This is a genomic window from Saccharicrinis carchari (assembly GCF_900182605.1).
GTDB lineage: Bacteria > Bacteroidota > Bacteroidia > Bacteroidales > Marinilabiliaceae > Saccharicrinis > Saccharicrinis carchari.
On record NZ_FXTB01000001.1, the window covers coordinates 963299 to 982570 of the forward strand.

Consider the following 19272-nt stretch of genomic DNA (forward strand, 5'->3'; position numbering starts at 1 on the left):
TTAAAAGGTTGCTGCAATAGAAAATGAAACTGATTTGGCATAAGGATAGAAAATTCCTCTTTCCTCTTTAACGGTAGAGCTATAAAAGAAGTCATTCATATTGGCTAAAACCGTTAAACTGGACATGCCTATATTGTTAATAATTTTTTGAGGTATCTCATAGGAAATATTAATCGACTCACCGCTAATCGTATTCTCGTCCATTACAAATCGAGAAGATTTTTCGGTTCGCTGTATTAAAGATATTCTTTTATACTCGGCAACTTGCCCTTCCTTTTGCCATCGATTATACAAAGCTCTCTTGTCTTGATTATAATTAATATCGTTTAAACTAATGTTTTCTACTTTATCAAATAATGCGGAATTAAATGTCTGTCCACCAAATCGATATCTGAAGTAGCACGAAACAGAAAGTCCTTTGAAGTAGAAGCTGGTCCCAAACACGCCTTCTAAATCAGGTTGAGAGTTACCAACCACTACCTCATCGCTGGTATCATAGGTAAAGGATTTACTGCCATCTTTTTTAATAAACAACTCTTTTCCGGTTGCCGGGTCAATACCAGCTGAGCGTACAGCCCATATATCGCTCGGACTTCCACCATCGTAATATCTGGTTGTGCCGGCTGGTTTAATCTTTTCTTTATCGTTTAATGCGCTTAAAGAAGCTCCTATATTTGAATATTCCGATTGAGAATGCCTCATATTCAAACTTAAATTCCAAAGAATTCGGTTTTGCGGCTCGTAAATAGGCGATACCTTTATAGTAGATTCGATACCGTTTACTGTTTGAACACCCGTATTCATAGCCACCGTACTGGTACCTATTGAACTTGGTGTGGTGATAAAAGCAAGTAATGGATCGGTAACTTTTCGATATGCATCCGCGGTAATATTTAGTTTATTTCTCAGCAATACCATGTCGGTACCAACATTGTAATGTAATGTTTCCTGCCAATCCAGGTTATCATTTCCAATTGTAGCAAGTAAAACACCGGAACCAAAAACATTATTCAACCAATTGGTATAGGCATAGGTTGAAAATGCCTGATAAGCGGCAAAATTTTGATTACCCGGATTACCTATTGAGCCACGTATTTTAAGCAATTGAAAAAAGCTATTCTCTTCCAGGAAGTTTTCATTATGCAAATTCCAACCTAATCCAACCGACCATGTGTTCCTAAATTTCTTATTCACACCAAACATTGAAGCCCCATCTTTTCTATAATTTAGGTCAAGCAGATATCTGTTATCATAGGCATAACCCCCATTTAAATAAAAGCTTGAAGCATGAATTTCACTTTCATTATAAACTGATTTTCCGCCACTTGGATATCCATTTGTAAAAGAAGGGGCATCAAACTGGTCATCGGTATATCCTTTTGCCTTATAACCATTATTCATTGATTCATTGGAACTAAAATTGAAACCACCAACTAAGTTTACGGAATGTACATCATTAATCAATCGTCCATAAATCATTGATAAATCACCTTCGTATCTTAAGTTCTCGCTGTTTAAATATGAATAAGTTCCTTTATCAATATCACTTACATCGTCGAACATGGTGTGGTACGGCGAAATACGTACTTCGTCAATACGAATGGATTTTCTTATACCAAATTTAGCTCTGGCCCGCAGATTTTGGGTTGCAAACCATTCGCCGATAAAATTGTTTGTAAACGAATAATGCTTTTCTGCATCTTTATTATTTAAGCTTGCATGCCACAGTGGATTTCCTATCGGCGATTCAAACTCATCAATGGGCTCGTATAGATTTTTTAATATTGTACCATCTTCTTGTCTTTTTCTGAAATACGGATTCGCATTTACATAATCTAAAAAGGAAACATTGGGGTTATTACTTTTAATAGAATTGATAGTCAACTTATTACTAAACTTAAAATCTCCTTGCCTGTACACTAAATCCACATTTCCACCAATAGTTTGCCTATCCGAGCCTTTCATTACACCTTTGGCATCTCCAAAAGATAGTCCAATACCATATCTTATCTTCTCCTCTCCACCTTCGGCAAAAACATTGTGCTTATGCGTAAAGCCGGTTCTAATAGGTTCACTTAACCAATAGGTATCCACCCCTCTGGCTATTTCTGTTAACCTTTCGTTCTTCAAGTTGTCTAAGTGCATCTGATCCAATGGATCGCCGGAATAACTTTTATAACGTCCGGCTAATATTTCAAATTCCATTTTTTCACTTGCATTCATCAGGTTATAATCCGAAAGATCGGCCATAGTGACCGTATAATCCCCTTTATATGACATTTGTAATTTACCGGTTTTGGGAACTAAGGTTTCGATAACTACAACACCATTTGCGGCTTTTGACCCATAAATTGCCGTAGATGCAGCGTCTTTTAGTATTGTGACAGACCTTACCCTATTCATATTTAAATCCATTACGGTCTGCAAATTGGTTTCAAAACCATCCAAAATAAATAAAGGCTGATTTGGATCTGTTCCATATTCCTCCTTTAAACCCATTATGCTTGTTTTACCTCTAATTTCAATATCCGGTAATTTATTGGGATCGGAACCAAATAAATTATTATCTACAATATTTAAAGAAGGATCAATAGTTGTAAGACTCTGCAAGGCACTACTGCTACCAACAGCTTTTAGTTCATCTACCCCAAAAGATGCAGCAGCCCCAGTAAAACTTTCTTTATTTCGGTTATAGATACCCGTTACCACAACCTCATCAATTTCTGCTATTGAGCTTTCCAATACAATACTCAGTTCAGATTGATCCTGAATCGCTATCTCAATTGTTTCAAAGCCAATGCTAGAAATTACTAAAACCAGATTGCTACTCTCTTCGGTTTCAAGCTCAAACTTTCCATCCATGCTTGTAATAGTTCCTTTATTTGTTCCTTTAAAAGCAACGGACACAAAAGGTAAAGCTTCACCTTTTGTATCGGTAACGGTTCCTTTAATTATTTTTTTTTCTTGCTGAACTGCTTGTTCAGCAAGGGGAGCTTTTTTTTGAATTACCTCGGGTAACTTCTTTTGAATTACAACGACATCATCATCCAATATATATTCCAACTCTGTTCCAAATAAGAGTTTATCCAGAATTTCGGCAATGGACACATCTTTCATATCAATGCTTACTTCAGGCAAATTTTCGAGGTCTTTGGTATTAAATACAAAAACAGCATCCGATTTTTCTTGTAATTCCCACAAAAGTTCTGACATGCTAACTTGCTCAACCTGAACATTGATTTTTCCTGTTTGTGAATACACATTGGCCGATACTTGTATCATGCCAATAAGCATCAAGAAAACTGAAAGTTTCATAACTTTGATTGTTTGATTTCGCTTCCGCATGAAAATGCGAAACATTTTTGCAAATTTTTCCATAAATTTGTATTGATTAAATAATGGTTCGTCTATGATTTAATTTACGGGGGAAGGGATATTCGCAGTATCTCTTTCCCATTTTTTTATTCAACAATCAATGCCGAGTTATTAATTTCTATTTGAACACTTCTTGTTAATTCTAAATGACGGATTAAGGGGTGAATTTCATCATAACGATTAACACTGATAGAAAAACGTTCGTCCTTTTTTGATGCATCCCTATAAAACACAGAAAGACCATACCACCTACTTAGCGTATTTAAGATATCTTCTAATCTCTCATCTTTAAACAAAAGCCGTCCTTCTGTCCATGCTGAATAAATGGATGCGTCAACTGTTTTTGTAGTGTATTCCTTATTGATTTTATTAAAAACAACTTGTTCATTGGGTGATATTACTTTTTGATTATCGTCCATTATAAGACTAACCTTTCCCTCATTAAGGGTAGTGTAGGTATAATCTTCATCAGCATAAGCTTTCAGATTAAACTTCGTTCCCAACACTTTTACAAAAGTATGTGCTGTTTTAACCACAAATGGCATTTCAGGATCCTTTGCAACTTCGAAATAGGCCTCTCCCTGCAATTCGACAACACGCTGCTTCCCAACAAACTTAGATTTGAATTTTAATGACGACTCAGCATTCAACCAAACTTTAGTTCCATCCGACAATTGCACAAAATACTCACCTTTACTTGGCACGTTTATCGTGTGAATCTCGAATTTGTCTTGATTACTATCGGTATTAGAATAAACTAACTTACCAGAATTTATTTGTCCTTTTACTTGCTGAAAATGAATGATAGTATCTTGATCCGACAGATTGATTTTTCCCTGATTTTCAACCTGTAAAACGGCAACTGATTCGCCGGGCAAACCTAAAACTGTTTCCTGTGGTTTAGTATCCTGGAATATAAAATAGGCTCCAGTTCCCAAAGCAACCAATAAAACAGCTGCGGCAACTGAGCGCCAAGTCCTTAACAATCGATTATTTTTTGTTTGCTGTTTCTTTTCAAACTGAATGGTATTCTCAATGTATTGCCATGACTCTTTTTTATCAAACTTTTGTATGTAAGCATTTCTCCATGTTTCGTACTTTCCGCTCTCAACAGCATGCAGGTCATTAATCTCAGAATCCTTTATATCAGATTGCGATTTTTCTTCTGACAATATTTGTTTTGCCAAAACTTTAGCTCGCTCTAAGAAATATGTTATTGATCCCATTTTTTGAATATAGATTTATCTATATACCCGAAAAATAAAAAGAGGGTGTGTCAAAAAATGAATTTTTTTAGCCCAAATAATTGACTACGACGAACGTTGTTTCAAGAATTATTTCTGTCTCCGACAGCGACTAAGCTTCCGTAAAAACTTTTTTCAAAAGTTCAACTTCAGCTAAGTCGGGGTTAACCTGGCCTTTATTCATATTTTGAGAAATTTATGAATGGTCCAGGTTAAGAAGGGCTTACGAATTAAGGATATCTGAGATAAAAAGCAGAGCAAACACATACTTATGCAATTTCTTTCTCAGCTTTGCATAGCCCACCTTTTTAAGAGATTTTACCGTGTTAATTGAAATTTCCAATTCATCGGCTATTTCCTGGTTTGAACAACCATTTAGAGTCAACATGATAATTTTTTGCGTTTGATCCGGTAAGTTATTAACAGCATCCCGCACTAACTTATACGATTCCTCTTTTAGTATTTGCGAATTAAACTCCGCACTCTCCTCCTCTTCTTTGAAGGTATGTTGCTCAATTGAAACTGTTTTAGAATCTCGTATGTGATTTAAGATATTATTTCGAACAGCAGTATATAAGTAGGATTTTGTTCCTACCAATGAGTTAAACTCACTCCTTTTATTCCAAACAGAAATAAATGATTCCTGAACAATGTCCCTTACAACATCTTCGTTTGAAATCATCTTATAACCATACAAGCAAAGGGAATAAAACATATTTTCATATATCTCTTTAAATGATATTAAATCACCCTTCGCAATTCTTTGAATATGGTCGTTTGTTAAACTCATTTTAGTTGGCGCAAAGGTATATAAAGAATAAATTTAACCAAATACTCTTGCGTTTATAAATGAAATACAAACTGTTCTAAAAACCTTATTACCCGCTACAAGGCAATACACAAAAGTCGCACAATACATCCGGATTTATGCAGCAGTAAGCGTTGTTAGCAAAAAAAATTTAATCCTGAGATGTTCTTTCATCCCCTCCAATCATGCCAAATTGTTTTTTCCCGGAATTAGATTTAATATAGACCCAGCTGGTTAAGTTTGGGAATTCTTTCGCAAAAAGCATCAACTACCTTTTGACCCATCAAAGCAATCTTTTTAGTTTTGTGTTGCGCTGGTACGGGATTAAGCTCCCTTAATTCTATCGAACAAGTCGCCCTACATCTTTGTGGAAGGAGAAGTGCTACCACAGGCGCTTACTGAACCCCTGTAAACACCGACACTTTGTCTGTTGATTTACAAGAGGGTGGGGTTTATTAATTTTATTTGTTGGTTAGAATATTATACGAAAGGAATGCATACAACTACCCCCTCAGATATTTGGCGCATTGCGCTGTCGCAATCGCTTTGACGTACGCGACAATATCATCCAAACCGCCTTTAAAAGCAATGTTAAACTTGGGGTTTTTGGAATAGTAGGTTGGGCAATGCTATCACCGCTTTCAGTAGGTCGTTTTCGATAATCCATTGGCGTATGCTGCTCTCGTTTTTCTTGGCACTTGGCGCGCCCGAAAACAAGGGAGAACCATTAAATACAATGGCCAGGCGCGAACCTTCGGGTTTCATTTTGCTTATCAGGTTCATCAAAAACAGGAACGAACCATCGCTTTTGGCCGGAAGCCCGGCGGTTTCGTTGGATATCTCGGAAAACTTACGGATCAACTCCTCGAACATATACCCCATCTCCATGGATGAAACCGTGTCGGGGTGTAGATCCAATTCCTGAAAACGTTTGAGCACCATAAACAACAGGTTATTGTCGTCCAGTTTGGTGATTTGATTGTCAAAATCGAACTGTTCGATGATCTCCCTTGCCACTTCAGAAAAACCGTTGATATAGTTCCGCAGGTTGGAAGCAATGTTATTTGGGTCGGCCACCAATTTATCGAAATCGTACAGGCTGCGGTTGTTAAAATTGCACCCTGCCACCTTATTCAGGATAGGATCGATATTTTGGATGTTCATCGATTCAACCTGGGCAAACTTTTTGAGCACTTCGGGTTTGGTCTTTGCCAAAACGCAATCCAATCGCCTTAATACGGTTAATGGCAATATCACCTTACCGTAGTCGCTTTGCTTGTAATCACCCCTTAACAAGTCGGCAATAGCCCAAATAAAATTGGCTGCTTCTTTTACGTTATGCATATATTGTTTTAGTTTTTTGATATGTCTAAATAATGGGCGCACCCGATGTGGTTTCTAAAATTTCAGTTATAAGCTTTCAAAGATATATAGGTATTGCTTATTAAAAACCATAATTAATAAAAGTTAAATAGTTACATGGTGCAATCGATTCAATATGTTAAAATCCAATTTGATCATCATAAATCTATATTCAAATACATCGCAACATCATTTAAAAGTACCTCCCGGCCTTACAAAACACTTCTTAGAGGCGCAAAAGCACTAAAAAATGCCGCAAAAGTGCTACATAGACACACAAATACACCACATAAAGGCTTAAAAGTGCTACATAAAGGCTTAAAAGCAATACACAGAGGCTTAAAAGCGACACATTGTCGGATAAAACGCTGCTTAATGGCTCGGGAGTGCTACACAGAGGCACAAAAACACTACATAGAGGCACAAAAGCGACACATTGTCAGACAAAAATGCGTTTAGTTAAATAGATTATTTGAAAAAAATCAGATAATATGAAACGAACAATTGAAGGACGTCTTGAAGACGGAAGGATTTTAGTTTATGGTGTTTCGGAAAATGCATCCATAAAAGCACGTATTGCCGCCATTTACAACGACGAAAGATTAACCCGTGGTACGGAGCTCTATCAGGACGCTTATGAAGCCAATAAAAAGCAGACCAAGGAAATTGTGGAGAGTACGGTTGCCACACGGCAGTTAAACGACTTAAAGCAAAGTATTCACTAGCGGCTTATGCAGATACGTGGTGGGATAAGGTATTTTTTTAAAACAGACCCGGCCATGATGGATGTTTTACAGATGAATAAATTGGTACCTACCAACTATGCCCAATGGCGTACTTTAATCGATTTAACCTTGTCGGCCATTGAAACTGAACCAGCTGCTCAGGAAAAACTAACCTTGATAGAGATGGGGCCCGAGCACATAACCCGCATGAAAGCCGACCTTGCTAGGCTGGAGCAGCTTAAGCTAAGGGCCGAAAAAGAGGATGGGGAAGCACAGGAAGCCACCGCCAAAAAGCAAGAGCTATTCGACGAATTTATGCGTTATTGTTCGGATTTGCGCGAGTGCCTGGGCTTATTTTACCAAGGGAGCGAACGTCAGCAGCTGGAAAAAGTAGGTATTACCGTTAAGTAAAATATAAATGGGGGATTAATGCGATTGGGGATTTGTGCTAAAGGGGTCGGTACCATATTGGTATCGACCCTTAAATATTTACAGCTTAAACACCAAGGAAGCCGCACCTATACATGCCGCTTTGTTGCCCAATGTGGCACCCTCTACCAAGCTGTTTGCAGCACAATCGGGCATGGCATATTTAAAAGCCGTTTGTGCTATTTTATCGATATAAAAGTCGCCGGCTTCGGATATGCCGCCCCCGATCAATACTTTTTGCGGGCTAAAGATGTTGATGAACGCTGCCACGCCCCGTCCCAAAAAATAGCAATGCTCATTGATGGATTGCACGGCGATTGGATCTTCCTGTTTAAACAATTCAACGATTAATTCGCCGTTAATTTCACGGTCTAATTTAAGTTTGGCCTCCTTTGCACGCTCTGCAAATCGTCTGACTAAAGCAGAGGTAGAAGCATACTGCTCCAGGCAGCCTACCGAACCGCAAGAGCAATCCTCTCCGTCAATAATCAGGGGGATATGACCCAACTCCCCTCCCCTATTCTGATGACCGCTAAAAAGTTGGCCGTTAATACACAAAGCACCTCCAATGCCCGTTCCCACGGTCATGAACACCACATTTTCACAATCGCGCCCGGCGCCTGAGGCCAGCTCCCCTAATGCCATCATATTGGCATCGTTTTCCACAACTACGGGGACATTAAATCGTTTTTCGAGGATGTCGGCTAGTGCGATATTTTTCCACCCAACAATATTGTCGGCCCCACCCAGCACGGTACGGTATTTATCATCGACAATGCCGGGCGTTCCAATCCCGATGCCGGTTATTTTGGCTTCCTGTTTTTGGGCAAAAAGGCAACAATCTTCAATGGCAATACCCAGCTGATTGATCACACTTTCCGCCGACTCATGAGCCAGCGAAGGGATACTTTTATAATTGCTCAATTCAAAAGCCTCATTTACAAGGGTGTATTTTATGGCCGTTCCGCCAAGGTCGATGCTTATGGCTTGTTTTTTCATGTGTCTAAATTTTGTTTTTCAATTGTCACATAGCCTGTCCCGATTTTTCATCGGGGGAACTCGCCACAGTAGTCATTCCTCTTTGTGAGAGGTAACTCTCATGGCTCGTTTCATATACTCTAATTATTTTCAGTATTGTCTGGTAAAAACTACTCTTTAAATGAAGCATTATATTTTGTCTCAAGCCGACGGGCTTTTCATTTTTTTATTTAAGATTATTGCTTCGTTCAACATAATTCAAGCAAGCTTGATTCTGTCCTCACTTATCGCAATAATTGCCTACAGCAGCAAAAACGAAACAAAAAATGCCGCCGCTGACATGAAAAAACTAAAAATAAGCGCTCTACACTAAAAGAAAAGAACTCGTTTCTCTCAAACAGCTTTTCTTTTTTTACGCTTCGTTTGCTGATTTTCTTCACGCTTTTTCATGAAGGCGGATCGATAGCCCCACTAAACTCACAAACCCTTATAACACTATATTTTATGCAACTTACGGTTGGATCGAAATTCGTAACCGGACACCATTGAATTATTTATTCATTGGGCATTTGATGCCCTGTTTGTGGAACAGACAGGGAACTCGCTTATAATGACTTCCCTCCCGCTTTGGCGGGACAGGTAGTGTGAGAAGCATTGCGCATGCCGGTTTCATGGGGTTAAAGTTTCAATATCGACTTTATTTTATTGAAAATATCGGTGTTATCCATTACGCCGGAAAACAATTCAGACTGAGGGCCGTAGGAATACACCGGCACCATAATGTCGGAATGGCTTGTATTGGCAAAATTTACAGTTACCTCACCTTTGGATAAATTACCATCGGTAAGCGTTAAGGCTCCTGTTTCGTGATCGGCGAGTATCACCACCAGCGTTTTGCCGTCCTGCTCGGCCCATTGCAACACCTCTCCTACACTTTGATCAAAATCATTGATTTCGGGTATCAGTTGCGACACCTTATTCCAGTGCCCGCAATCATCGATGCGTGAGCCCTCGAACAAGGTAAAAAAACCCTTTTTATTGGCACTTAAATTTTCAAGGGCTTTTAGGATTGCCTTGTTAAAAAGATCGCCTCTTTCATCGGCCAGGGGCAGTTGCCCATCCTCTATTACAGCAAATACTTTCCCCATCTGTGCCAGCTTTGTCTCCTGCCAGGAGTAACAAACCTGGTATCCCTTCTGCTGCATCTCCTGCATCAAATCGCGCTTATCGCTGCGCTGATTGAATTTAGTTCTGCCTCCTCCAAAAATAAAATCCACATCGCAATGTAAATAGTCGAGTGCGATTTCCTCTTCCCGGTCCCTATCGATATTGTTGGCACAAAATGCGGCCGGGGTGGCATCGGTTAAACCACAGGTTACCACTACACCTGTGGAAAGTCCTTTGTTATTAGCTAAATCAGTTAGCGACTGCAGGGCATTTCCTTGGGTATCGACCCCGATGGAATGATAATTTGTTTTTTGCCCTGTTGCCATGGCCGTACCGGAGGCTCCCGAATCTGTTATTAACTTATTGGCACTGTAGGTCTTCGACAATCCGGTATGTGTGGCATTATCAAGAATATTCAGTTTGCCTTTGTTGGCGACATAAGCCGTTGAAAGCTGTGTTAGCCCCATACCGTCGCCAATCATCAATATCACGTTCTTCACTTTTTTGCCCTTTACCGGTTCCACCTGAACTATTTTATGATTGGAATGGCCCGTATAGCTCGATCGTAAACCATTCTCGGTCTGGACCATCTGGGCAAACGATTCAACAGTAAAAAAGAAGCTGAGGAACAAAAGGTACGTTGAAATATATTTCATAATAGCATGTTGAAGATAAGTAGTTAGTTGCATATTCTTTTAAATTGATATTTTGGCCTAGTAGGTAGGTTTATGCAGGTTAATTAAAAGAGCTTGTCTTAAAAGTGTTTTATTTAACATTTAACTTACAAGTTGTAAGTGAGGTCACCTCACGATCCCCATCTCACCGCCTCTGGCGGCGTACTTCCCCTTGTTCTCAGGAACAAAGGGAAGAGCCATTTACATGGTACTTGCAATTTTGGTTAGAAAAAAACAAGCTGCCTGCCACCACCTGACCCGAACTCGTTTCGGAAGGCAGTTAGCGTTCTTAAAAGAGAATTTGTGCCTTTTCTTGCATTATCTACTTAATAAAGAGCACTTCCGGACTTATTCTTTCATACGCTTTGTTTCCGGGAAGTATCCAGCTCCAAGTCAGCGACTGACCTTCGTAGTCTTCAAAATACAGGAGCTTGTAGGCATGGAATCCCTTTTTTAGCGCTACTTGTCCGGTAGCGGTAATTGCACCGTGCGACATATCGTTATCCACTACCAACTGATCGTTAATAAAAAGCACACTTCCATCGTCGCTGGTCGTTGCAAAGGAATACACGCCATCGTGCGGTACTTTAATGTAACCCGAAAAAGCTATTCCAAAGTGATCCGGTATTTCGGCTATGCTCAGCGTGGGTTCCGGACAAATACCGGTTTTTTTAAGCCTGCCTGTTTTAAACATATCCGCTGTTTCCGAGAAATGTCCTTCGTAATAAGCGTAAGCCACCCCATTTTTATGCAGGTGCACTTTTTTAGCATCCTGTGGGACTGCTTTTGTAGCCGTGTAATTTGAAATGGAACTGGCCTCATACCCCGTTTTAAACGCCCTTAAGCGGATATCTGTTGTTTTATCTACACCAAACGGTTCGGTATATAAGGCGGATGCTTCGGTTGGTTCGCTACCATCGGTAGTATACCTGATCTCGGCTCCGGGCGTGGCACTTCCACAGACAATATCCACTTTGTTTTCAAAAAACGATATCTCGCTCGAAACGTAGGGAATGGACACCTCTTTTTTTGTGCTCATGGAGAACGGGGCAGTGTTAGTTCTACGAACCATATCCTCATCTGAACCCAGAATAAATTGGAGTTGACCACCGCCCATCACTTGATTGTATGTGATAAAACTATTACCGAGCGACTCACCGTTTAAAAGCACATCCTCAATATAGATATTCTCGGAAGGGTTGTTGGCCGTAATCTCCAGCTGATTGCCATTGGCCAGTTTTACTGTTGCTTTGGGGAACAGGGGGCTGGTTAAAACAAACTGTCCGCTCCCGGGACAAACAGGATAAAATCCCATACTGCTCATGATATACCAGGCCGACATTTGTCCGCAATCCTCGTTTCCAATAATGCCATCGGGCTGGTCGCTGTACATTTCGTTTAGCAAGCGCCTAACCAACTGTTGCGTTTTATGTGCCTCTCCCACATAGGAGTATAGGTAGGCGATATGATGGCTCGGCTCATTTCCATGTGCATATTGCCCCAGCAGGCCGGTAATATCAACTAACTCGCCTTCCACTTTTCTATTGGTATAAAACAAGGAATCAAGCCCTTTTATAAACTCGTCCTGGCCGCCAAACAGATTGATCATCCCGTTTACGTCATGTGGCACTGCAAAACGATATTGCCAGGCCGTAGCCTCGGTATAAGCCCGGCCTACTTCATATGGATTAAAATTAGGTTCCCATGAACCGTCCATACGGCGAGGCCTGAAAAACTGGCTGTCGCCATCAAAAACATTTTTATACAAGGAGGCTCTTGGGGCAAACTCCTTATAAACCGCCTCATCGCCAAGTGCTTTGGCCATTTGGGCTATGCACCAATCGTCGTACGCATTCTCCAACAGGCGCGACACCGATTCCTTTTTAGAGTCGGAAGGGATAAAACCCAAATTGATGTATGGACTGGTACCCTTACTATTTTTATGCGCAGATGCTACCATGGCCTCCAAGGCCTTTTGGGCATCAAAGTCGCGAATATTATTGTTATAGGCATCCCAAATAACCGAAACCGAATGATAACCGATCATGGTTCCCGTTTCGCCCGGTGCCAATGACCAGATAGGTAATTCGCCAGTTTGATCGTAGAAGTTGAGCATCGAATTAATCATATCGTTGACCAGGGGCGTATCTGTAATGGTCATCAAGGGGTTCCATGCCCTGTAGGTATCCCATAACGAAAAAGTAGAATAAACAGGCCTATCCTTACTGTTGTATACTTTCAAATCGGCTCCCCTATAATCGCCATTTACATCGCTAATAACATTTGGTGCCATCATAGTGTGGTACACCGCCGTGTAAAAAGTAGTTCTTTCGGCATCGGATGCACCTTCAATTGTATAGGTGGATAAGGCCTCCTCCCACTCTTGTTGTGTCCTGTCCTTTATCTGATCAAAAGTCAGGTCGGCCACTTCGCTCTCCAGGTTAAGACGTGCATTATGGATGCTTACCAGGGAAATCCCCACCTTGACCTCTACAGGTTGACCATTGGTGTTGGAAAAATAGGCCACCGCCTGCAAACTATCGCCGCTAATGCTTTTGCTATCGGGCACAAGCGAACGCGATGAAATAAGATCCGTATTATCAAAGGGTTGAGAGAACTGTGCCACAAAATACACCTGCTGATTATCCACCCATCCTTTGGTGGAGCGCATCCCGGTAATTTCAGAGTTATTGCTCACATTAAGCTCGGCCTTATGTATCTTTTCATTGTCGAGCAGATGGGCCATATCGATAACGATTTTACCTTCTTTCTCGGGAAAATGATATCGGTGGATACCTGCACGGGAAGTAGCCGTGAGTTCAACAAGTATATCCTTGTCAGTCTTTACCCGGTAATAGCCGGGCTCGGCATATTCGTTTTTATGCGAAAAATTCAAGGGTTTAAAAATATACCCATCACCCCCCAAATTAATTTCGCCCGTGGTGGGATGAAACAACACATCGCCCAAATCGATACAGCCCGTGCCGCTCAAATGGGTATGCGAAAACCCGATTATGGTTGAATCGCTGTAATGATAACCCGAACAGGCATCCCAATTCCCCCTGCGCGTATCGGGGCTAAGCTGCACACCGCCAAAAGGGGTGGTGGCCCCGGGGTAGGTGTGCCCGTGAAAATCGGTGCCGATAAAAGGGTTCACATTTTTTATAAGCGGCTTCTCGGCACAACTCCAGCTTATAAATAGTATAAAGGCCAACAAGGGCAATTTATTTATCATGATAATATTTTAAGATTAAACTACTTGCTTTAGCCCAAATAATTGGCTGCGCCTAACATTTTTTCACAAATTATTTCTACCTCCGGTAGCGACTACGTTTCATTAAAACTTTTTTCAAAAGTTTAACTTCAACTATGTCGGGGCTCTGAACTTTACTCATGTTTTGAAAAATTTACGAATAGCTCAGGTTAACAAATGCTTTTTTTCCTTATGTATTTTAATGATCAACTCTCCAAAAAGCGTATTTACCCAGGCAAACCAACTTCTGGTAAAATTGGCCGGATCGTCAATATGAAATGTTTCGTGCATAAAGCCGGTTCCGGCATGGGTGTTCTTCAGCCACTTTAAGCATTGCACTATTTCTGCATCATCGTTTGATGTCAGGGCACGCATAATAATGCTCATGGGCCAAATCATTTCAACGCCCACATGAGGCCCACCTATCCCTTCGGCGGCCTTTCCTTTGAAAAACCAGGGGTTATCCTTGCTGAGCACAAAAGACCGGGTATTTTTATACACCGGATCGTTTCTGTCCACTCCGTCCAGATAAGGCAAACTCAACAAACTCGGAATATTGGCATCGTCCATATATAGCCTGTTCCCAAAACCATCTACTTCAAAGGCAAATATATCGCCATGATTGGGATGGTTGAAGATGGCATGTTTTTTTACAGCCTGTTCCACTTCAAGGGCCAGGGCATTGCATTCACTTGCAAACTCCTTATCGCCATACAGCTGCTCTACTATCTGCGCCATTTGGCGTAAGCTGGTTACCGCAAACAAATTGGAAGGCACCAAAAACAAAAAGGTAGTAGCATCATCCGATGGACGGAAGGCGGAGCATATCATACCCACCGGATTCACCGGGTTTCCGTACCCGCCACCGGCCATGGTATCTGTTGGCTTTTCCGTTACCCTTTGAAAAGTATAGGCTCCCCTGTTATGTTTGCGTTGCTGATCTTTAAATGTTTTTACAATGGCCTTGGCGGCTTTAAACCAATCGGCATTAAAAGGTCGCTTGTCGTTCGTCTTTTTCCAGTAATGATACGACAAGCGGATAGGGTAACACAGTGAGTCGATTTCCCATTTGCGTTCGTGCAGCTCTGGTTTCATATCGGTTAAATCCGTTTCCCAATAACTGCCTTCCTTATTTTTGTTAAATGCGTTGGCATACGGGTCGATAAGTATACTTTTCACCTGACGGTTAATCAAGCCCCTAAAAAGGTTTACCAGTTTAGGATCTTTAGCTACCAATGGCAGGTACGGCCATACCTGAGCGGTTGAATCGCGCAACCACATGGCATCGATATCGCCTGTTATGATAAAAGAATCCGGCTTGCCGTTCGCTTCGCTGTAATACACGGTAGTATCTAAAGTATTGGGATAACAATTCTCGAATAGCCAGGCTATCTCGGGATCGGCAATATCCTTTTTCACTCTTTTCAGTTCTTCTTCAACGGCCTGGCTTAAAAACAAACGTTTCGACACCGGAGGCCTTAGGTTTGCCTTTTCTTTTGAACCGGCCATAAGTACGCTGGGCATCAAGGTAACTGCTCCGGCACCAAGTATTGATTGGGTAATAAATTTTCTGCGCTGCATAGTATTAAATTTTAGTCGTCCCTTTTGGTATTTCAACTTCTTTATTTCCTCCACTCCAACTCACGTTTAATTTAAACGCCACGTTAGATGTAACTTCAATATAGGGTTTGCTTTTTATAGTATCCCGTTGTGCACATTTAAAGGTGATGGATCCATCCGTTCCGTAGGGGTATCTTTCAATACCATGCTCTTCGGTTAAATTAACACGCCAATGAATGGTCTTATTGTCAATATCGGGCTGGATACCAAAGATCGATTCGATAAGTACGGCTATGGGCACCAGTCCGGTCCATCCCACAAAATCCGGCCGTGCCATCAAGCCCGGATTTGCCGACTCGGGCGCATAGTATTCCCAGAATGTGTCTGTATCTTTATATACTTCCAGTATTTGTGCGTGATGCCTTTTGGCGATATCAAAAGCCAGATCGTTGTAATCATTTTTCTGCAATCCCCTGATGAGCATATAGTTGGCCGGTGCCCAAATGCCCCCTTGCCAATAACGACCGTCCTCCTGGTATTTTTCGTGATCGGCAGAAAGGGAGGGAACGGGGTATTTGCGCTTGAATGTACTGGTGTCGCTAAGGTGGGCAACCAGTTTGTTTAATTGATCTTTATCGAGCACATCGGCCAGCAGTGCCCAGTATGCACCTATACTTTTTAGGTCGCTCAGGCTGCCGTCGGCAAAGCGGTCGTATAAAAAGCCCGATTGGTCGTCCCATAGTTTCTCCCTGATATAGTTCTCCAACACACTGATTTCATCCTCAATATCCTCAATCTCCTGCCAGCGCTCCAGAATAAACCCAAACTTCAATAATATTTTATCCACCATCAGTTGCTGTAAGCAGGCATCTAACCAAACCATGTGGCCATGGCTGTAAATCATACTGTATCCTTTTGGCACACGGGGCTGATTATCCATTCCCGTGCCCCAGCCGCTGGACCAGTACGATCCATCGCGCCAGGTTCTGTTCAGCCGTAGCCAACGGCTATATGCTGCCAAAGCAGGAAAAATCCTATTAATCCTTTCGCTGTCGCCAAATTGGTTATAATACTCCAGTTCGCTCCAGGGAATAATATTTGGCCCCGTGCTAACAGGATCGTAACGATGGAAACAATCATCGCCCGAAGCCATTATCTCACGACAAATAAATCCATCGAGATGCTGTAGCGCATAAAAATTATCCAGTGTTTTTTGAAAGGGGAACAGCCTGTTGCCGTAACGGGCAAATAAGGTAATAAAAGCAGAGTCCCACATAAAGATATTGCCATTATAGGCCGTATCCAGATAACTGGCTACAAAACCTGAATTGGGCTGTGGCTTGCGCACGTTGCCGATTCCAATCTCCCAGGCTTTCCAATACATATCGATGGACACATCGTTCCCTTTCCAAAACGGCGAAGGAAGGATTTTTTTAGCATCGGCAAAGGACGGTGGCTCCAATTGGTTCGAGGTCATCCTGCGGTATTCGTTTTCGGCTACAAAACTATTTTTAACGTAGGTGTTTTTATAGGGAAGCTTATATTGATGTTCTTTATTTTGGTTGCTACCGATTAAAGGAACACTAATTAGCGAAGCACCTGCGAGTGCCCCGCCTTTTAAAAAATTTCTTCGATTGATGGCCATAGTAATTTATTTAAGATGGTTATAGCTGAGCTTGACGAGCTGTAAAAATATTGAGTCAAGTGTCAAGATAAAAGTAGCAAGTAGCAAGATACTTAGTATTCGGCGTGAGTAATACGGGAAAAATGACATTCAACCCGCAACCTTTCGCAACCCATTCATGCACAAGTACAGCTAAGGAGAATGACTTGTCAGGCTCCAATTTATTCTTCAACAAAGAAAAAGGAATCGGGAATGATGCATTCCCTGATTTTTACACTCGAAAAACCAACTTCCAGTTTTTCGCCCATATAACTTTCGAAATACAGCAGTTTAAACTCATGAAACCCTTTGTCTAAGGCAATTACTCCTTCTTCGCGTTTTGCACTGTGCGATCCGTCATTGTCAACCACAACTTTACCGTCGATTAGTAATTTCGATCCATCATCTGAATAAGTATAAAAACGATAAAGCCCTTTAACGGGAATGTTGATCAATGCGTTGTATTCGAAACCGAAATAGTCCGTCACATCCGCTTCTGCCAAGGATATATTGCTGATAAGTCCGGTCTTTTTGGGTGTTTGCCCTGAGAGCTCATCAGTTGAACTGAATTCGCCCTCGAAGTATTTATATTTTACCCCGGGTTTTACCTTACCCACATTTTTAGCCGGTGAAAATTCCGTGTTCTCATCGTAGGCGGCGAGACCCGAGGGAAAATAATACATATGATCCGTTCCGCTGGGGGTTCTGATCCAGGTATCATAACTAAAATCGCCTTCGTGCATGCGGATAATACGGCAGCCCGGCTCCAATTGCCCGTATGCCTGGAAACCTGACCTTTGCCCAAAAGCAAGACCTATACCTTTATGAATTCCGATATAGTTATTGTCATGGTCGTGCCCTACAAATACACCGATAACATCATTTTTATCGATGAAAGAAGCAAACATACCGGAGTTTATATCGGCAGATGCTACTCCTTCGTATTGATCGCCCACCGTGGTTTCTGCCCCTACTATTTCGTTATATTCGATTAGCGGGATATGAAAAAACGCCAGAGAGGGAAGTGGCATTTGATTGTTAGCAGCGGTAAACTCATCACTCTTATTCCGGTACCACGCAATCTGATCGAAGCGAATCCAATCGTAGTTGCTGATCATTGGATTACTGGAATAATCATTGGAATCGATACAGTATAAAACTGCTGCGGTGCTATTTCCTTTAGCGCCTTTTACCGGTAATGCATAATTACCCGCACCGTGCACATCTCCGGCCTCCCCAACAAAGTAGGGTAAGCCTTCCAGTATCTCGAAAATTCCGTTACGGGTAACATCGGGTTCGGCATCGTGGTTACCCAAAGTAACTGCCCACGGGATTTTTTCTTCCTCAAAAATTTTAGCCAGCGATAACCAGCCTTCTTTTGCCGGGTCGGCAGTAACAATGTCGCCCGTTAAAACGGCCAAATCCGGTTTCTCGGCTCTTAGCACAATACGTATGGTTTCTTCTGTTTTCTTATATTCGTCGGAAGAGTTGTTCCAATGCGTATCGGTTATTTGTGCGATTTTAAATGTACCCTCATTATTGAACCTTAGCTCAACTTTATCTTGTGCGCCAGCTAATGTTATTCCAATATGAAATAACAATATAACAACGATAGATAAATGATATATATGTTTCATAATTATTTAATATTACCTATTTCATTAAAATTGAAAATACCATTTCATGGAAGGGTATTAATGGAGAAAAAATTTGATCTCATCTAAATAATCGGTCCCAATTAGATCAGCCCGGGCACCCAACAATTCTGTCCAGATAGCCCTTCTTTGCTTTTTAGTTGCGTTAGGGGTACCCCAAAAGCGAATTACGTAGCCTTCTTTTTTTACGTCAGAGATGATACTTAGTAATTTCTTTTTTTCTTCGAGAGGAATATCTCCATTTCCGTTCCAACTAAAATAATCACCCCAATGATCACTAATTATTGGCATTAATTTATTTGAGATGCCTTTATTTAAATGAATAAAACCATCCCATTGCTCAAATATAGTATCCACATAACACTCGATTTCATGGAAT

The 19272-nt window shown here is 41.2% G+C and carries 14 protein-coding genes; 3 read left to right on the plus strand and 11 right to left on the minus strand.

Annotated elements, in window-relative coordinates; all coding sequences use genetic code 11:
• From FN809_RS03395 to FN809_RS03410, 4 genes are all read right to left on the minus strand, one after another.
• Positions 1 to 3315: a SusC/RagA family TonB-linked outer membrane protein gene (locus tag FN809_RS03395; RefSeq protein ID WP_221929343.1), complete on the minus strand. Its 3315-nt coding sequence runs from the start codon at positions 3313 to 3315 to the stop codon at positions 1 to 3.
• 146 nt (positions 3316 to 3461) lie between these two features.
• Entirely contained in the window at positions 3462 to 4601 is a 1140-nt protein-coding gene (locus FN809_RS03400; RefSeq protein ID WP_142532050.1) for a FecR family protein, read from the minus strand.
• Positions 4602 to 4842: 241 nt separating this feature from the next.
• Positions 4843 to 5409, minus strand: coding sequence for an RNA polymerase sigma factor (locus FN809_RS03405; RefSeq protein WP_142532051.1), 567 nt, complete (start codon positions 5407 to 5409; stop codon positions 4843 to 4845).
• Between the two features lie 609 nt (positions 5410 to 6018).
• Complete coding sequence (locus FN809_RS03410) at positions 6019 to 6771, minus strand: type I restriction-modification system subunit M N-terminal domain-containing protein (protein WP_221929344.1); 753 nt, start codon at positions 6769 to 6771, stop codon at positions 6019 to 6021.
• A gap of 509 nt (positions 6772 to 7280) precedes the next feature.
• On the opposite strand from FN809_RS03410, the gene FN809_RS03415 reads away from it, so the two are divergent.
• Both FN809_RS03415 and FN809_RS03420 read left to right on the plus strand, forming a co-directional pair.
• Positions 7281 to 7514, plus strand: coding sequence for a hypothetical protein (locus FN809_RS03415; RefSeq protein WP_142532052.1), 234 nt, complete (start codon positions 7281 to 7283; stop codon positions 7512 to 7514).
• Between the two features lie 54 nt (positions 7515 to 7568).
• Positions 7569 to 7925: a hypothetical protein gene (locus tag FN809_RS03420; protein ID WP_142532053.1), complete on the plus strand. Its 357-nt coding sequence runs from the start codon at positions 7569 to 7571 to the stop codon at positions 7923 to 7925.
• A gap of 78 nt (positions 7926 to 8003) precedes the next feature.
• Here FN809_RS03420 and FN809_RS03425 read toward each other — a convergent pair whose 3' ends face one another.
• Entirely contained in the window at positions 8004 to 8942 is a 939-nt protein-coding gene (locus FN809_RS03425; RefSeq protein ID WP_142532054.1) for an ROK family protein, read from the minus strand.
• Positions 8943 to 9102: 160 nt separating this feature from the next.
• Here FN809_RS03425 and FN809_RS17665 point away from each other — a divergent pair, with 160 nt between their 5' ends.
• Positions 9103 to 9294, plus strand: a complete 192-nt coding sequence (locus FN809_RS17665; protein WP_185957421.1) for a hypothetical protein — start codon at positions 9103 to 9105, stop codon at positions 9292 to 9294.
• A 304-nt stretch (positions 9295 to 9598) separates the two neighbouring features.
• Here the strand turns inward: FN809_RS17665 and FN809_RS03430 are convergent, their stop codons facing one another.
• The 6 genes from FN809_RS03430 to FN809_RS03455 all read right to left on the minus strand — a co-directional run bounded on the left by FN809_RS03430 (position 9599) and on the right by FN809_RS03455 (position 19250).
• The gene (locus FN809_RS03430) at positions 9599 to 10744 is read right to left on the minus strand and encodes an alkaline phosphatase (RefSeq protein WP_142532055.1); all 1146 of its coding nucleotides are present in this window, start codon (positions 10742 to 10744) and stop codon (positions 9599 to 9601) included.
• Between the two features lie 340 nt (positions 10745 to 11084).
• The gene (locus FN809_RS03435) at positions 11085 to 13997 is read right to left on the minus strand and encodes a GH92 family glycosyl hydrolase (protein WP_142532056.1); all 2913 of its coding nucleotides are present in this window, start codon (positions 13995 to 13997) and stop codon (positions 11085 to 11087) included.
• Positions 13998 to 14180: 183 nt separating this feature from the next.
• Entirely contained in the window at positions 14181 to 15596 is a 1416-nt protein-coding gene (locus tag FN809_RS03440) for a glycoside hydrolase family 125 protein (protein ID WP_142532057.1), read from the minus strand.
• 4 nt (positions 15597 to 15600) lie between these two features.
• On the minus strand, positions 15601 to 17220 hold the full coding sequence (locus FN809_RS03445) for an MGH1-like glycoside hydrolase domain-containing protein (RefSeq protein ID WP_142532058.1): 1620 nt from the start codon (positions 17218 to 17220) through the stop codon (positions 15601 to 15603).
• Between the two features lie 200 nt (positions 17221 to 17420).
• The gene (locus FN809_RS03450) at positions 17421 to 18875 is read right to left on the minus strand and encodes a metallophosphoesterase (protein WP_142532059.1); all 1455 of its coding nucleotides are present in this window, start codon (positions 18873 to 18875) and stop codon (positions 17421 to 17423) included.
• A gap of 57 nt (positions 18876 to 18932) precedes the next feature.
• Positions 18933 to 19250, minus strand: a complete 318-nt coding sequence (locus FN809_RS03455; RefSeq protein ID WP_142532060.1) for a PI-PLC domain-containing protein — start codon at positions 19248 to 19250, stop codon at positions 18933 to 18935.
• Between the last annotated feature and the right edge of the window lie 22 nt (positions 19251 to 19272).

Bases quoted from the DNA above. Each gene is read 5' to 3' on its own strand.
- FN809_RS03410 (WP_221929344.1), bottom strand. From the start codon at position 6,771: ATGCATAACGTAAAAGAAGCAGCCAATTTTATTTGGGCTATTGCCGAC.
- FN809_RS17665 (WP_185957421.1), top strand. From the start codon at position 9,103: ATGAAGCATTATATTTTGTCTCAAGCCGACGGGCTTTTCATTTTTTTA.
- FN809_RS03450 (WP_142532059.1), bottom strand. From the start codon at position 18,875: ATGAAACATATATATCATTTATCTATCGTTGTTATATTGTTATTTCAT.
- FN809_RS03425 (WP_142532054.1), bottom strand. From the start codon at position 8,942: ATGAAAAAACAAGCCATAAGCATCGACCTTGGCGGAACGGCCATAAAA.
- FN809_RS03445 (WP_142532058.1), bottom strand. From the start codon at position 17,220: ATGGCCATCAATCGAAGAAATTTTTTAAAAGGCGGGGCACTCGCAGGT.
- FN809_RS03405 (WP_142532051.1), bottom strand. From the start codon at position 5,409: ATGAGTTTAACAAACGACCATATTCAAAGAATTGCGAAGGGTGATTTA.
- FN809_RS03435 (WP_142532056.1), bottom strand. From the start codon at position 13,997: ATGATAAATAAATTGCCCTTGTTGGCCTTTATACTATTTATAAGCTGG.
- FN809_RS03440 (WP_142532057.1), bottom strand. From the start codon at position 15,596: ATGCAGCGCAGAAAATTTATTACCCAATCAATACTTGGTGCCGGAGCA.
- FN809_RS03395 (WP_221929343.1), bottom strand. From the start codon at position 3,315: ATGAAACTTTCAGTTTTCTTGATGCTTATTGGCATGATACAAGTATCG.
- FN809_RS03430 (WP_142532055.1), bottom strand. From the start codon at position 10,744: ATGAAATATATTTCAACGTACCTTTTGTTCCTCAGCTTCTTTTTTACT.
- FN809_RS03400 (WP_142532050.1), bottom strand. From the start codon at position 4,601: ATGGGATCAATAACATATTTCTTAGAGCGAGCTAAAGTTTTGGCAAAA.
- FN809_RS03420 (WP_142532053.1), top strand. From the start codon at position 7,569: ATGATGGATGTTTTACAGATGAATAAATTGGTACCTACCAACTATGCC.
- FN809_RS03415 (WP_142532052.1), top strand. From the start codon at position 7,281: ATGAAACGAACAATTGAAGGACGTCTTGAAGACGGAAGGATTTTAGTT.